Origin of the sequence: Streptomyces phyllanthi, from assembly GCF_009377205.1 — a bacterium.
GTDB lineage: Bacteria > Actinomycetota > Actinomycetes > Streptomycetales > Streptomycetaceae > Streptomyces > Streptomyces phyllanthi.
In genome coordinates this window covers 17,030-31,721 of the sequence record NZ_VJZE01000059.1, presented here as the reverse complement: position 1 = coordinate 31,721, position 14,692 = coordinate 17,030, and the positions used below count along the sequence as shown (strand labels likewise).

Genomic DNA, 14,692 nt, shown 5'->3' with positions numbered 1-14,692 from the left:
CCCGGGACCCGCCCGGGGAGCCGCTCCGGGACCGCCCGGGTCCTCCCCGCCGTACCGCCCGGAACGATGGCGAAACCGTTAAAGGTTCGGCTTCGATCTTGATTGGTCTGGACAATACTGCGACTCTGCTGCCGTGTGGAATCGCCCTGGCCGCCGAAGAGCCCGCCCGGTAAAGGTCGTTCTGCCCGTGACCCTCTGCGTCTCCGCGGTCGTCGCGCTGGTGGTATCGCTGGCAGTTCGCCCTCCCGAGAGCCACGCCGCACCCGCGGCGGAGCGCTATGTCGACATCGCCGCCGTACCGCGGGCTCCTGCCCCGGCCACCGGACCGGGAGCCTCCACCGGGTCCTTCACGGTGGACTGCGGCCGCAACGAGGAAGACCACTACAACGCCGACAATGTCGTCGTCTCACCGGGCGTCACGAGCGGCGCCCATCATGTGCACGACTACGTGGGCAACCTGTCCACCAACGCGTTCTCCACGAACGCGAGTCTCGCCGCCGCCCCGACCACCTGCGCGGGCGGTGACCGCTCCACGTACTACTGGCCGGTGCTGCGCCGACTGGACCGCACCGGGGCCGACGCCGAAGACGTGGGCGGTGGACTGGACGGCAACACCGGCGAGATCCTCCACGCGTCCTCGGTGCGTGTGGAGTTCCGCGGAAACCCGTTGAGCGACGTGATCGCCATGCCCCGCTTCCTCCGGCTGGTCACCGGGGACCCGGTGGCGGCGACCACGGACGACCTTTTGGTACGGGCCCAGTGGGGCTGTTCCGGCCACCCCGGGCGGTTCTCGACCAGGTACGCGCTGTGCCCCGAGGACAGCGGCCCGACCCGTACGCTCGACTTCCCGAGCTGCTGGAACGGCCTGGACACCGACAGCTACAACCACCGCACCCATGTGCAGTTCCCCACGGCCGACGGTGTCTGCCCGCACGCGACGTTCCCCATACCTCAGTTGCGGATCACTCTCACCTACGACCTCCCGCACGGCACGCCCTTCGCCGTGGACTCCTTCCCCGAGCAGTCGCGCGACCCCAGGACCGATCACGGCATGTTCGTGAACGTGATGACCGACAGACGGATGGCGGAACTGGTGCGCTGCATCAATGAAGGCCGTCCATGCCGGTCCGAGTGATCCGGGCAGTCCTACTGCCCGGTCGTCCCGGTCGTCCCGGCCGGCTCGGCGCCCTCGCGTACGAGCTTGCCGTCCGCGCCCACCACGAACCACTCGCCGTCCAGGCCCTGCCCGTTGACGTCACCGGGGGACGAGTCGCCGACGTAGTAGTAGAGCGGCCAGTCCCCGTATACGGCCTGCACCGCGCCCCCGGCGTTCGTGGCGCTCGCCAGCAGGGCCTTGCTCGTGCCGGGACCGGCGGCGACCTTGGTGGAGCCGGTCAGCGCGGGCCATACGGCGATGCAGTCGGCGTCGCAGTTGCTCTGGCCCGCCTTGTCCTTGGTGAAGGCGTAGAGCGTACGGCCGTCCTGGTCCACCAGGATGTCCCCGAGGTCGGAGCCGGCCACCTTGACGACCGGATCGGCACCCTGCGCGGCCCCCTGCGTGGAGCGGCCCGCGGACTTGCCCGCCGCCCCTTCGTCCGTGTCTCCACTGCAGGCGGTCAGGGTCAGCAGGGTCAGGGAAATCGCCGCAAGAGTGATCCGTGCGCGCATGATGTCGACCGTCCTTGTCGTCGTCGGTGGATGCTCCGCGAAAACGCGTCGCGGCTCCCACACGTCTGCCGGCCGGAAGGGGTTCAATCCCAATTTCCACTGAACCGCCTCACCGTCGGAGTCGTGTGCCGGGTGTTCGAAGTTGAATTCGCACTCGGAAGGACCAAGAAAATGCGCAGGAATTCCGCTCTCGTTTCCACCGCGTCGGCCGCCGTGCTCGTCGCGGGCCTGATCGCCACCGCCACCACGGTCCCCGCGGTGGCCGACGACGGCCATGCCGGACACACCGGCAAGGCCGCCGCCGCGGCCCCCGCCGGGAAGGCGCCGTCGGCGGTTTCGGCGAAGGCCCCGGCCGTGGCGCTGGTGGCGCGCCTCGACGGTGCGCAGGAAGTGCCCACCGCGGGCGGCCCGGCCGTCGGCGACCAGGACGGCAGGGCCGTCGCCCTCATCAAGGTCAAGGGCGACCGGGTCACCTTCGCCCTCACCTGGAGGGGCATCGGCGCACCGACGCTCGGCCACATCCACGAGGGCAAGCCGGGCGTCAACGGAGCGGTCAAGACGGGCCTGTTCACCACGGCCATGCCCGCCGGGGTGCACTCCGCCGCGGGCCAGACCGTCACCGACGCGGCGCTCGCCGAGCGGCTCCGCACCGACCCCGGCAGCTTCTACGTCAACCTGCACAGCGCGGAGTTCCCCGGCGGAGCGGTGCGCGGCCAGCTGAAGCCGCTGCGCGGGTTCGTCAATCCGCTCAGCATCATCAAGGGCGGCGGTCTGCGCGCCCTCGCCGACGGCAGTCAGGAGGTCCCGGCCAAGGACCCGAAGGCGGTGGGCGACCCGGACGGCCACGCCGTGACGTTCCTCCAGCCCGGGCGCCGCTCGGTGGACTACTCCCTGGCGTGGGTGAACATCGCGGCCCCCGCCGCGGGCCACATCCACGAGGGGGTCCTGGGGAAGAACGGCGCCGTGAAGGTCGCGCTGTTCACCACGCCCGTCCCGCAGAACATCTTCGCCGTCTCGGGCTCGGCCGCGGTGTCGGACGGCGCCGTACTCAAGCAGATCAAGAAGAACCCGACCGGGTTCTACTCCAACCTGCACACCGCCGAGTTCCCCGACGGCGCCGTGCGCGGTCAGCTCTTCCACTGACACCGGCAGAAGTGATCTGGAGCACATAGGGCCGGTACGTGAACCGGTCCTGCCGACAAGCCGTGTTCAGCGCGTCGGCAACAGGAGAGGACGGAGTGAGTGGATGGCGGCGGCACTGTGGTCCCGCACTCGGCAGAAGCAGAGAACGAGTGACGAGGTACTGATCCGAGGTCTCTACGAGGAACACGGCGGGGCCCTCCTCGCGTACGCGAAGCGCCTGACCGGTGACCACGCGGCGGCGGAGGACGTGGTCCAGGAGACCCTGATCCGCGCCTGGAAGCACCCTGACGCACTGGTGAACGGCAAGGGCTCGGTGCGCGGGTGGCTGCTCACCGTGGCCCGCAACATCATCACGGACCGGTACCGGGCCAAGGCGGTGCGCCCCACCGAGGTCGCGGAGTCGGCGGCCACCACACCGGTGGAGGAGGACCACGCGGACGGCGTGGTGAACTCGATGTTCGTCATGGAGGCACTCGACCGGCTCTCACCGGACCACCGGGACGTGCTGAGGGAGATCTACTTCCTGGGCAGGAGCGTCACCGAAGCGGCGGAGAAACTCGGGATACCACCCGGGACGGTCAAGTCCCGGTCACACTATGCGTTGAAAGCCCTGCGCGACATGTACAGGGACAAGCCAGGGACAGCGAAGCTCGTCGCGTTGAAGGAGGTGGCGGTATGAGCATTCAGCAGCACGACAGCGATCTGCTCGGTGCCTATGTCCTCGGCGCGCTCGATGAGCAGGAGGTGCGAGCCGTCGACGAACATGTGGCGTCGTGCCAGAAGTGCGGCGATGAACTGAACGGGCTGAGGGAGATGCAGGAGGCCCTGGGCGAGGTGCCTCCGGAGGCGTTTCTCGACGGACCGCCGGAGGGCGGCGATCTGCTGCTGCAGCGCACGCTGCGGCGGGCCCGCAGCGAACGGGACGGCGTGGAGCGGCGACGACGGGTGGTCCTGTCCGCGGTCGCGGCGGTCGCCGCGGCGGCCGTACTGGGCGGCGGTGTGCTGATCGGCCAAGGCTTCGGCGGACAGAAAGCCCAGGCCGGGAACGGGTCCGAGCCGCCCGCCCCCACCGCCACGGCCACGCCGCCCGCCGGTATCAAGATCGCCTCGGGAACGAGCGCGAGCACGGGGACCCGGATGTCGGTGCAGGTGACGCCGGCCTCCGACTGGGTCCGGGTCAACGCCTCGGTCAAGGGCATCCCGGCCGGTGAACGGTGCCGCCTGATCGTGGTGGCCGAGGACGGCAGCCGCGAGATCGCCGGCAGCTGGCTCGTCGCCGACAAGGAGAAGGGCTCCAACCTCGACGGCTCCGCGGCCGTTCCGGTCGACGACGTGGCCAAGGTCGTGGTGGAGAACGAGGAGGGCAAGGAGTACGTGGCCGTCAAGGTCTGACCGCACCGCACCGCGCTGTCGCTCCCGTCGCCGGGCCGAGTTCCGGCGGCGGGGGCGGGCGTTTCCGGCCGTCGGCCTGGAGCACCGCCGAGAGCGCGACCAACCGCGCGACGAGGCGGTGAAGTTCGCGTCCGGGGCGCACCAAGGCCGCTGTCCGATCGTGCGGTGACCGCCGTCCACCCCGTCCGCTCGTCCCGTCCCGTCCGCCTGTCCGTTCCGTCCGGACGAAGGGGCGGACGGGCCGAAGGGGCGGACTCAGCCGGCGATGCTCTGGCCGTAGCGGAACAGGTGACCGGGGTCGTAGTGCTGCTTGACGGCGACCAGACGGTCGTAATTGCCGTCGTAATAGGCGTGCTGCCAGTTCCGCAGGTCGGGGTCCGGGAAGTTGACGTAGGCCGCCGACGTGCGCAGCGCCCTGCCGAGCGTGCGGTACATCGTGTTCAGCTGGGCGAGGAGTTCGTCGACCGTGTCCTGCGGGGTGGCGGGGGACCAGTGGCTGCCGATGTCGATGACGAAGGTCGCGTCGCGGTGCGGATAGGCGGTCGCACCGGGGGCGGGCGCGTTGGCGGCGCCGCCCATGGCGAACAGGGTGACGTAGCCGGAGTTGCCCGCCCGGCCCGGACGCCATGCGCTGACCCACTCGACGATGTCCTCCACCGACCGCCGCTCGATGGGGCGGTCGGGCACCAGGGACTTCGACGCGCTCGCCGCGGGCGGTCCCGGCTGTTCCATCAGGTAGCTCTGGGCGTCCCAGAAGTGCCGCTCCTCGACGAACGAGGTGTCCGGGCCCAGGCCCAGCACCGCCGCGAGGGCGTGGCGGGCCGCGTCCTCGTCACCGAGACGCTGACCCAGCAGCCACAGCACCCCGGTCCCTCCCTCACCGGCGTTCGTGAAGCCGATACGCATGTCCACGTCGTGGCGCGTGTCCTCGGCCAGGACGCCCTGCATGGCGTCCATGACCTCGACGCCCCGGTGAAGGGGGAAGGCCAGGTCGAAGACCGTGGCACGCAGTCCGCGGACGTCCACGGCGTCGAACGTGAAGGCGGTGTTGATGCCGAAGTTGCCGCCCGCCCCGCCGCGGCAGGCCCAGAACAGATCCGCGTTCTCGTCCTCGGCGGCGCGTACCAGCGACCCGTCGGCGAGGACCACACGCGTCTCGGCCAGCCGGTCGCAGGTCAGGCCCCACTTGCGGTCGTTGAACCCCAGCCCTCCGCCCAGAGTGAGCCCGGCCACCCCGACACCGGGGCAACGGCCGCCGGGAAAGTACAGATCGGCTGCCCGGGCGTCGTACACGTCGGAGTTGGTGGCACCGCCGCCCACCCGCAGCCGGTGGCCGGCGGGCACCACGCCGTTCATCCGGCGCAGACTGATCAGCAGACCTGTGGTGGTGGAGTATCCGGCGTAGTTGTGACCGCCCGAACGCGGCGCGAAGGGCAGACCGTGTGTCGCGGCCCAGCGCAGGGAAGCCCGCACGTCGGACTCGCTCGCACAGGCGACGATGCCCGCCGGCCGTACGGCCGCATAGCGCCGGTTGTCGGGCAGCCCCAGCTTCGCGTACTGCACGGAACCGGGCCGGTACAGCCCTGCCGCCGGGCTCAGCTCCCGCGCCAGGTCCCGCCACGCCGACTCCGGCAGCCACCTTTCCGTGTCCCGCCTGCCGGCCGCCGACGCGGCGGCGTAACCCGCGCCGCCCAGTGAGGCGGCCGCACCCATCGCGGTGGCCGCCCGCGCGCCCCGCCACAGCACCTGACGTCGGCTCAGGACCATTGCACTCTCCGGTTTCTCTCGGCAGTCGGCATCGATGAGCGCCACCGCCTTCGCCCGGGGCCTGCGACAGCCCTTCCGCGCAGGGAACGGGACGGCCGCGGCGCGCCCTCATCGTTCCGGCCGGGCGGGACGGTACGGCCTGCCACGCCGAGGAGGCGCGGTAGTCATACCTGCCGTAACCCGGACAGGCCCGCACGGCCGAGCCGCTCAGCGGACACACCGGCCGGGTGCGCGGAGGTACGCGCGAACGCGCGAGAAGGGCGCCTGACGGGAATCTGCCCCCGTCAGGCGCCCTTCCGCTGTGGCCGAACTGGAACCCGGCCTCTTCGGTGCTACTCCCCTGAGGGCGCGGTCAGCGGGACACCCAGGGCCACCGGGGTGCCGAAGTTCGGTGTGCCGTCGGCGTTCCAGGTGAACTTCTGCGCCCTGGTGGACCGGTTCATGTCACAGCCGCCGCTCGCGGAGCTGTTGGCGTGGTAGACCATCCAGTCCTCGGTCCCGTCGGGCGACTTGAAGAAGCCATTGTGGCCGGGGCCGTACACACCGTTGGCGTTGGACCGCTGGAACACCGGGTTCGGTGACTTGACCCAGGAGGAGGAGCTGAGCGGGTCACCGCCGTTGTAGGTGAGCATCCCCAGCTTGTAGTCCGGCGTGGAGCAGTGGCTGGCGGAGTAGATGATGAACGTCCTGCCGCCCCGCTGGAGGACCTCGGCGCCCTCGTTGACCGCGCCGCCCACCGTCTCCCAGCTGTACGTGGGCGTGGACAGCACCCGGCGGGTGCCACTGGCGGTCCACGGGTTCGACAGCGGCCGGATGAACATGGGCTGCGAGCCGTTGTAGTAGGTGCCGAGCAGGTAGAGACTGCCGTTCAGCTGGAGGATGCTCGGGTCCAGCTCCCAGGTGTTGTCCTGGGTCGGGTCGAGCAGATCGGCCTTGAAGCTGTAGGGCCCCATCGGGTCCAGGCCGACGCTCTCCAGTACGTGGATCCGCTGGGTGCCCAGGTCGTACGGCTCCCGCCCGGCCGTGTAGTAGAAGTACCACCGCTTCCCGTTGGGTCCGTCGAGCAGGTGGAACTCCGGGGCCCACATCGTGCCCGCCCCGTTGGGCCGTGTGAGGTTGAAGATCACCTGGTCGGTGGCCGTGGCGAGTCCCGCCAGGGTGTCGGCCTTGCGCATGGTGATCGTCGAGTTCCAGGTCGTGGTGGCGAGGTAGTAGTACCCGTCGTGGTACGTGAGCCAGGGGTCCGGTCCGCGCTGGGAGAGCGGGTTGGTGAAGGTGCCCGGGCTCGTGCCGCCACCGGTGAAGCCGGGCAGCCGCCACACCCTGCCGTTCGCGGTGGAGCACGGCAGTTGCACCAGGTTGGTGTTCGACGCCGACGAACCGCCGCTCGGCGCGACACACTTGCCGGAGCCGACGGAGACCAGGTTGAAGGTCTTGTCGGTGCCGCTCACGGACACCGGGACGAGCCGCCACTGCTGGTTCGTCGCACCGTGGCAGGGCCACTGGATGATCGCGGCGTTGTCGGAGGTCGAGGCGCCGTACACGTCGACGCACTGACCGGACTGGGTGGTGATCGTGTAGGTGTCGCTCGTCCCCGGGACGGGGGTGAAGACGAAGTTCTGGTTCGCTCCGCCGCCGCACGCGAAGGCACGCAGCTGAGTTCCGTTGGCCGACGAACTGTTAGGCAGGTCAAGGCAGTTGCCGCCGTTCTGGTTCACCCCCGTCGAGGTGAACGTGACGGCTGCGGCAGCGGGCGGCGGCGCCACCAGGAAGGCGACCACCATGGTGAGCACGCCTATGAGCGCGGACAGACATCTGGAACGAGTCACGGGCCGTACACCTTTGCTTCGAGGAGGCCGACGGAGTTGGTGCCGTTGCTGGTGAGCTGCACGCGCAGTCGCGTGGTGTTCGTGGCGTCGAACGTGACGGTGTTGTACTGGTTCCTGGCCAGCGGGTAGCCGCTCGCGCCCGGCACGTCCACGTAGGCGCTGCCGTTCCAGTACTGGAGCTTCCACGCGGCGGGCATGTCGATGCCCTGGTCGTCGTCGAAGAAGTACACCTCGGCCCGGTTCAGGGTCCTCGCCGACGGCCAGGTCAGTTCGGCCCACTGCTGGCCGGTCTCCGGCCAGGTGCCCCAGCGCGGGTTCACGGTGTCGTTGGAGGACGGCGGGTCGATCCCGTCGTTGACCGCGGTGACGCTCTCCCACGGGGAGGTGTACGACGCGGACGCCGTCGCGGACGTCGCCTGGTTGGCCGGGGGCTGGGCGCCGCCCCGGTTGTACACCTTGACCTCGGTGAGGCCCGTCCTGGCACCGGAGGCGTGGGTGGCCAGAACACGGATGCGCTGCGCGCTGATGTCCGGGAACCGCACCACGTTGTAGTTGGCCCGTGGCGCCGCCGGGCTCTTGGACTGGCTCGGCACGTTCACCCAGGAACCGCCGTCGTACGACTGGATGGTGTACGAGGACGGGGCCCGGTAGGTCGTACTGGCCGGGCGGCTGTCCTTGAAGTACAGGCGTACCTCGTTGAGCGTGCGGGCGGTGCCGAAGTTCAGCTCGTACCAGTCCTGGCTGTTGGACGAACCGCCCGCGCCCCAGAACGGCTCGTTGGTGGGATAGCCGTCGACCGCGCCGGCGACGCCGCTGCCGGATCCGGTGTGGGAGGCGGACACGGTCGCGCCGGAGGCGAGGTTGGTCAGGTCGGCGGTCAGGTCGACGCCGGCCTTGGCGAGCAGGTCGACCATCTGGGGGCTGTCCTGCGTGACCTGGTTGGGGGCTTTCAGCCCGGCGACCGCCGTGTGGTGGGTGACCGTGCCGCTCGTGGTGACGTCACCGGTGGCCGGGTCCCAGGTGAAGGGCACCAGCGAGCTCACGGTGGCGGCCCGGTCGCCGTTGACGTAGATCGAGTAGCCCTCCGGGACGCCCGGGTAGCGCACCACACCGTCGGCCGGGTCGTCCCAGACGATGGACAGGTCGGCGCCCCGGTAACGGAGGTTGTTGACGGTGAAGTGGCTCCAGCCGATGTCGATGGGGGAGAGCTCGACCTTGGCGTCGCCCCGCGGTCGCAGCCCGGCGACGTCCTCGATCACGGTCCAGTTGCTGCTGCCGAGGATGTTGTGGTGGATCCAGGAGCGGTAGTTGATCGTGCTTCCGTTCCAGTCGGCCCAGAACTCGTTGGCGTCGGGCCACTGGGTGTTGCCGCCGATGTACTGCGCCCAGGTGTTCCAGTAGAGGAGCTTCTTGTAGTCGGTCGCGCTCATCCAGGAGTTCGGGTAGTTGCGCAGCACCGAGGAGTACAGCCGGAACTGGACGGTGGAGTTGATGGTGGAGAAGTTGTTGGAGCCGGGCTCCCCGGCCTCGGCGGCCGCCTTCTTGTCGACCTGGTTGGCCGTGTAGAAGGGGAAGACCGGGTACTGGGCCGGATCGTCGTACAGCCGCAGGGCCTGCCGGTACGTCGACGTGTTGGGGACGGCCCCGACCGAGAACGGGTAGTAGTTGTTGATCTCCTTCCAGGGCACCCACTCGTTGGTCGACTTGAGCCGGTGCTCGAACAGCTGCCGGTTCGGGTTCCACAGGACGTTGACGATGGCGTCCTTGATCTGGGTCGCGAGGGTGCGCATCTCGGTGGCCTTGGCCGTGTTGCCGGCCGCCTCGTACGCCTGCGCGGCGGCGAGCGCGCCGCTGTACTGGTAGGCGGACTCGGCGCGGTCCATGTTGCCGGGCTTCCAGTGGAAGGAGACCGCGTCGGCGTCATTGCCCGTCAGGGCGCCCCAGTCGTACTCGATCAGCTTGTTGTTGTCGTGGTCGTAGTGGGCGAGCTGGCCCTTGACGTCGCCTTCCGCGTAGTGGGCCAGGCTGCGCGCGATCGCCGGCTGGCCGCCGTGGATCTGGTAGCTCTTCCACGCCGCCTCGGCGATGTACTGCGTGTAGCTGTTGGACCAGTTCTCCGGGTCGCCCGGGTTGTCGAGGAACCGGCCGCCCTTGGAGGTCTGGCCGACGCCGATCCAGTTCCCGTAGGAGTAGGCCGGATTGCGCAGGTACTTGAGGTCGTCGATGTGCATGGGCTGGGTCAGCGCGATCGCGTTGTTGTAGCCGAGGACGCCCTCGGTGGAGGTCGGGAACTGGAAGGTCTGCCCGGGGATGTCGGCGTCGAGGCTGTTGAAGCGCATCAGCCACCAGCGGTAGTAGATGTTCTTCTTGATCGCGGGTTCGGGTACGTCGATGTAGGGCACGTTCTGCGCCCACCACCGGTTGTAGGCCCTGACGTGGGTCGCGAAGGCGGTGGCGGCGGAGTAACCCGCGTACGCGTTGTACTCGGTGAGGGATTCGGGGATCTCGTCGGTGACGAAGCCCATGACCACCTTGGCGGTCACCGTGGCCCCGGCCGCGATCGTCACCGACCGGCCCAGGCCGCCGCCGGAGACGGTGAAACCGTCGCCGGTGAGCCGCGGGCGGATGGTCGTGAGGTTGTTGTACGCGCCCACCTGCCCGGTCAGCTCGCTGCCGGCGCCGGAGGTGGCGTACGGCGACGTCGCACGTAACTGCAGCGTGGTGGAGCCGGTGCCGTTGTTCTTGATGGCCAGGTTGGTCACGGCGACGTTGTTGTCGGTGATGAACTTGGTCTGGTCGACCGTGATCGAGCCGCTGGTGTGCACGCTCTTCCAGTGGCTGGGCGTCTGCCGGCGCTGGGAGACCTGCTCGGTGAAAGTGCCCGGGCTGATCGCCACGGAGTAGGCGTTGTTGTCGTTGATGCTCTCCCAGTAGGCGACGTTGCCGCCGAAGCCGAGCACCGCGGGGTTGTGGGTCTTCATGAAGAGCGCGCGCCCGCGGCTCATCAGCCAGGAGCCGGCCGGGTCGTTGCCGGAACGGGCCAGTAGGCGGTCCATCCAGAAGTCGGTCCCGGAACTCTCCGCGTCGTAGATGGACTTCATCATGTCGCCCGTCGTGTGGGCGACGGGCGGGGCGGGGATCGCGGGTCCGCTGAAGGTGGGGAACCCGATGGTCTGCGCGGCGGCGGCCGGGGTCGCGGAACAGACGGAACAGACGATGAGCAGCAGGGCGACGAAGAGGCGCTTCATGACAGGCCCCGCAGTTCCTGAAGGCCGGTCACGTCCACCGGGGGCGACTTGGGTTCACGGTCGGTGGAGGGGGTCAGGTCGGTGGAGGCGGCCCGACGCGGGGTCGCCGTCCTTCGTCTTCTCATCGGGTGCTCCCTGTCCGGTTGACAGCAGGCGTTCGCTCGCGATGGTGCTGACGTTCTCCGACGAGATCTCCGGGGAGCCTCGGCGGGCGGGGGCGGGTCAGGTGTGCCGGGCGGCCAGCCGAATGTCGTGCTCCTGACACTTATGGAGCTGTACGGAAGCGCTGAAGAGAGAGGAAGAGCGAGGAAGAGAGCCGGACGGGCGGCGGACGTGGGACGTGCCGCGACCGCCCGTCATCGCGGCGTCATCGAGGGCGGTACATCGTGCCCTGGAGCCGCCGAGCCCGGGCTCCGGTCCAAGACCCCTTCGCGGTCCTCGGCCACACGGTGATCCGGTGCCGGGTCGATCGGATGTCCATGTCCCCTCCTCTGCGTCCCCACGGGGAGCGATGAGGCTGACCTAAAAGGTTTTCGCAACGTAAATGTGAACCATCGCACTGTCAAGAGAAGAGAGGGAGCTGCGGCACTCGATCGACAAGGGATTACCACGATGTGACGGGCAGGGGGGAGTGCGGACAGTACCTGGTGCGAGGACCTCTCCTTGACCGAAAAGGATTTCGGAAAGATGAGCTCGGAGCAGCGATGGGGCCGCGCGCGGCCGCCATGGGGTCACGCTTCGCCCGGGGCGACGGGTGCGGGGCGTTGCCGTGCCTACCATGGCGTCATGGCCGTCGACCTCTTCGCAGGCATCCCCGTCAACGACTACGCGGCGGCGCTGGTTTGGTACGAGCGGCTGCTCGGCTCCCCGCCGACGTTCATCCCGAACGACACGGAGGCCGTGTGGGAGCTGGCGGAACACCGGTATGTCCACATCGAGCACCGGCCGGGGCGCGCCGGCCACGCCATGCACACCGTCTTCGTCGACGACCTCGACACCCGCGTCGCCGGGATCGCTGATCGGGGACTGGAGCCCCGGAACCGCGAGACCTACTCGAACGGCGTGCGCAAGGTCATCTACGAGGACCCGGACGGAAACGAGATCGGGTTCGGCGGCGCTCCGCTCTGACCTCGGCCGGCCTCCCGGGGTGACCTATCGCCATCGCCATCGCTACTGCCACCGCCACCGCCACCGCCACCGCCAAGCTCTGCGTCCGTGCTGCGGTCAGGCGCGCCCTCGTTCGACCGGCGACGGGCCCGTCGCCGGAGGGTGAGTGTCGCGTGCGTGGCGAGGCCCAGAACAAGACCCCAGCAGGCCGAGCCGATGCCGCCGAGTGTGACGCCCGACGCCGTGGTCAGAAAAGCGACCACGGCCGCGTCTCGGCCGGATTCGTCGGCGACGGCTTGGGCGAGACTCGTGGAGAACGCGCCCAGGAGAGCCACCCCGGCGATGACAGCGACCAAGTCGGCCGGCAGCGCGGTGAACAGACCCACCAGGGCGGCCCCGCACACCCCGGTCACCAGGTAGAAGAAACCGCATGCGACTCCCGCGACATAGCGGCGCCGCGGATCGGGGTGTGCTTCCTCGCCGGTACAGATCGCGGCGGTGATGGCCGCCAGATTGATCGCGTGCCCGCCGAACGGCGCGAGCGCCGCCGACGCCAGTCCGGTGACCCCGATCAACGTGCGATCATCCGGGCGGTAACCGAAGGCTGTGAGCACGGCGAGCCCCGGGGCGTTCTGTGACGCCATGGTGACCACAGTCAGCGGGATCGCGATGCCCACCATGGCCTGGAGCGAGAAGTCGGGAGCAGTGAACAGCGGGGCGGCCGGCGCGATGTCACCCACCGCGACATCAACGCCGGGCCCCGCAGCCGTCGCGAGCACAGCGGCGAGGAAGGCACAGGCCACCGCGTATCTCGCTGACCGCCGCTTGACCGCGAAGTACGTGACGACCGAGGCGAGTACCGGGACGGGGATTCTGTCCAGCGCGGAGAAGACACCGGCCCCGAAGGAGAACAGCACGCCCGCGAGCATGCCGGCCACCACACCGGGAGGCACGCGCCGCATGGCCCACCCGAAGGCGCCTGTCACCCCGATCAGTGCCATGACCAGGCCGGTGACCAGGAACGCCCCGATCGCCTCGGCATACGGGTATGCCCCGAGGCTGCCGACCAGGACCGCTGCGCCCGGTGTCGAGAAGGCGGTGATCACCGGCATGCGGGTCCACCAGCTCAGAGCCGCACACGTCACTCCGCTGCCGACGCACGCGGCCCAGACCCAGGAGGCCGTCTGATCGGGGCTGAGCCGTCCGGCGTCCGCCGCGGCGAGGACGATCACCAACGGGCCCGAGCAGGAGACCACAACAGCGACGAGCCCGGCGAGGACGGCGGAGAGCGAAGCGTCGCGGACGACGCCGCGTCGTCCCGCCCCGCCGTCCTCGCCGGCTCGGCGGGCGGCACCCGCCCCCGCGGGCACCGCCTCCTGCTCGTTACGCCGCTCGTTCAGCGGCAGCGGCGAGTCGCCGGACACCTTCCGCGAACTCCTCGCCATCGAGTGCCTGGAACGGCAACCGCAGGAACACGGTGCCGGAGGGAGGCGCGGAGTCCGCCGGGTAGAAGGCCGACCCGCGTGTCAGGGCCAGGCCGTCCTTGCGTGCAGCGGCCAGGAAGGACTCCTCGTCGGTACGGATCGGAAGGTGCACGCTGATGTAGTAGCCGCCTTCCGGTACGCACAGGTGGACGTCGCCGAGCGTCTGCCGTACCGCCTCGACCGCGGCGTCGTGCCGGGGCCGCAGCAACCGCCGTACGTGCTCGGTGTTCTCCCGGATGAGACCGTTCGCAAGTGCCCGCGCGGCGACCACCTGGAGCAACGGGGCCGGGGACAGATAGGTGCTCTCGGCCAGGGCCGCGAGGGCGTGGGGCGTTCCGGGCGGGCCGATGACGTAGCCGACGCGCAGGCCGGGACTGAGCACCTTGCTCAGCGAGCCGATGGTGAGCACGTGAGCACCGTCGGTGGATTCCGCCAACTCACCGAGGCGTGTGGGAGCAGTACCGCTGAAGCGGAGCTCCCGGTACGGGATGTCCTCCAGGATGGTGAAGCCGTACTCGGCGGAAAGGCGCACCAACTCGCGGCGCTTGTCCTCGCTCGTGGTGACACCGCTGGGGTTCTGGAAGTCCGGGATGACATAGACGAAGGCGGGGACCTTGGTACGCAGGCGTTCCCTGAGGACGTTCAGGTCGACGCCGTCGTGCCGCAGGGGCACCCCGGACACCTGGGCCCCGTGCCGCTCGAAGATCTGCACCGCGCGGTCGTACGTCGGTGCCTCGACCAGGACCTGGGGTTCGACGGCGTCGCGCAGCAGATGAGCCGCAAGCAGGTCGAGTGCCTGCAGAGAACCGTTCGTGACGAACACCCGGTCGGGGTCGACCGAGTGGAACTTGCCGAGCTGCTCGCGAAGCTCCTGGTCACCGGTGTGACGGCCGATGGGCGCGTACTGGAAGACGCGGTCGGGTTCCGCGGCGAGGACCGCGGAGGTGTGCTCGGCGATGGCGGTGGAGGGTATTGCTTCGAGCGGGGGGATGCCGCGAGAGAAGTGGACGGTCTGGACAGTCACAAGTCGTCTCCTTGAACGAGTGGGCCGACA

12 protein-coding genes are annotated in these 14,692 nt (G+C 69.5%); 5 read left to right on the top strand and 7 right to left on the bottom strand.

Features of this window, described 5'->3' with window-relative positions; genetic code table 11:
• Window positions 1-187 precede the first annotated feature (187 nt).
• Window positions 188-1,135: a DUF1996 domain-containing protein gene (locus FNH04_RS11840; RefSeq protein WP_322722940.1), complete on the top strand. Its 948-nt coding sequence runs from the start codon at window positions 188-190 to the stop codon at window positions 1,133-1,135.
• A gap of 11 nt (window positions 1,136-1,146) precedes the next feature.
• Here the strand turns inward: FNH04_RS11840 and FNH04_RS11835 are convergent, their stop codons facing one another.
• Window positions 1,147-1,668 carry a COG4315 family predicted lipoprotein gene (locus tag FNH04_RS11835; RefSeq protein ID WP_194236640.1) on the bottom strand — a complete coding sequence of 174 codons (522 nt, stop codon included), beginning with the start codon at window positions 1,666-1,668 and terminating at the stop codon, window positions 1,147-1,149.
• Between the two features lie 171 nt (window positions 1,669-1,839).
• Here FNH04_RS11835 and FNH04_RS11830 point away from each other — a divergent pair, with 171 nt between their 5' ends.
• The 3 genes from FNH04_RS11830 (at window position 1,840) to FNH04_RS11820 (ending at window position 4,203) form a co-directional block, all read left to right on the top strand.
• The gene (locus tag FNH04_RS11830) at window positions 1,840-2,811 is read left to right on the top strand and encodes a CHRD domain-containing protein (protein ID WP_152783211.1); all 972 of its coding nucleotides are present in this window, start codon (window positions 1,840-1,842) and stop codon (window positions 2,809-2,811) included.
• A gap of 103 nt (window positions 2,812-2,914) precedes the next feature.
• Entirely contained in the window at window positions 2,915-3,490 is a 576-nt protein-coding gene (locus FNH04_RS11825) for a sigma-70 family RNA polymerase sigma factor (protein ID WP_152783209.1), read from the top strand.
• A complete protein-coding gene (locus FNH04_RS11820) occupies window positions 3,487-4,203 on the top strand; it encodes an anti-sigma factor family protein (RefSeq protein WP_152783207.1) in 717 nt (238 codons plus the stop codon). The genes FNH04_RS11825 and FNH04_RS11820 overlap by 4 nt, the downstream gene beginning before the upstream one ends.
• A 255-nt stretch (window positions 4,204-4,458) precedes the next feature.
• Here FNH04_RS11820 and FNH04_RS11815 read toward each other — a convergent pair whose 3' ends face one another.
• The 4 genes from FNH04_RS11815 to FNH04_RS48575 all read right to left on the bottom strand — a co-directional run bounded on the left by FNH04_RS11815 (window position 4,459) and on the right by FNH04_RS48575 (window position 11,172).
• Window positions 4,459-5,970, bottom strand: a complete 1,512-nt coding sequence (locus FNH04_RS11815) for an FAD-binding oxidoreductase (RefSeq protein ID WP_152783205.1) — start codon at window positions 5,968-5,970, stop codon at window positions 4,459-4,461.
• 332 nt (window positions 5,971-6,302) lie between these two features.
• A complete protein-coding gene (locus tag FNH04_RS11810; RefSeq protein ID WP_322722939.1) occupies window positions 6,303-7,799 on the bottom strand; it encodes a family 43 glycosylhydrolase in 1,497 nt (498 codons plus the stop codon).
• On the bottom strand, window positions 7,796-11,047 hold the full coding sequence (locus FNH04_RS11805) for a discoidin domain-containing protein (protein ID WP_152783203.1): 3,252 nt from the start codon (window positions 11,045-11,047) through the stop codon (window positions 7,796-7,798). The genes FNH04_RS11810 and FNH04_RS11805 overlap by 4 nt, the downstream gene beginning before the upstream one ends.
• On the bottom strand, window positions 11,044-11,172 hold the full coding sequence (locus FNH04_RS48575; RefSeq protein ID WP_265580019.1) for a hypothetical protein: 129 nt from the start codon (window positions 11,170-11,172) through the stop codon (window positions 11,044-11,046). The genes FNH04_RS11805 and FNH04_RS48575 overlap by 4 nt, the downstream gene beginning before the upstream one ends.
• A gap of 661 nt (window positions 11,173-11,833) precedes the next feature.
• Here FNH04_RS48575 and FNH04_RS11800 point away from each other — a divergent pair.
• Window positions 11,834-12,175, top strand: a complete 342-nt coding sequence (locus tag FNH04_RS11800; protein WP_152783201.1) for a VOC family protein — start codon at window positions 11,834-11,836, stop codon at window positions 12,173-12,175.
• On the opposite strand, the gene FNH04_RS11795 is transcribed toward FNH04_RS11800, so the two are convergent.
• Window positions 12,124-13,578 (bottom strand): benzoate/H(+) symporter BenE family transporter, encoded by a 1,455-nt coding sequence (locus FNH04_RS11795; RefSeq protein ID WP_322722938.1) that lies wholly within the window; start codon window positions 13,576-13,578, stop codon window positions 12,124-12,126. The two genes, FNH04_RS11800 and FNH04_RS11795, sit on opposite strands and share 52 nt — an antisense overlap.
• Window positions 13,538-14,662 (bottom strand): aminotransferase-like domain-containing protein, encoded by a 1,125-nt coding sequence (locus tag FNH04_RS11790; RefSeq protein WP_322722937.1) that lies wholly within the window; start codon window positions 14,660-14,662, stop codon window positions 13,538-13,540. Before FNH04_RS11790 ends, FNH04_RS11795 begins: the two co-directional genes overlap by 41 nt.
• Window positions 14,663-14,692: the final 30 nt, after the last annotated feature.